This is a genomic window from Pseudoduganella buxea (genome assembly GCF_009720835.1).
GTDB classification, from domain to species: domain Bacteria; phylum Pseudomonadota; class Gammaproteobacteria; order Burkholderiales; family Burkholderiaceae_D; genus Rugamonas; species Rugamonas buxea.
The window spans coordinates 1-255 of the sequence record NZ_WNKZ01000320.1 but is presented as its reverse complement, the minus strand read 5'-3'; the positions used below and the strand labels follow the sequence as shown (position 1 = coordinate 255).

Here is a 255-nt window from a genome sequence, read left to right as displayed (position 1 = left end):
TACGGTCGCAAGATTAAAACTCAAAGGAATTGACGGGGACCCGCACAAGCGGTGGATGATGTGGATTAATTCGATGCAACGCGAAAAACCTTACCTACCCTTGACATGGCAGGAATCCCGGAGAGATCTGGGAGTGCTCGAAAGAGAACCTGCACACAGGTGCTGCATGGCTGTCGTCAGCTCGTGTCGTGAGATGTTGGGTTAAGTCCCGCAACGAGCGCAACCCTTGTCATTAGTTGCTACGAAAGAGCACTC

The 255-nt window shown here is 51.8% G+C and carries 1 rRNA gene; it reads left to right on the top strand.

From position 1 onward, the window contains the following. Positions 1-255 (top strand): 16S ribosomal RNA (locus tag GM672_RS30310); the annotation flags it as partial.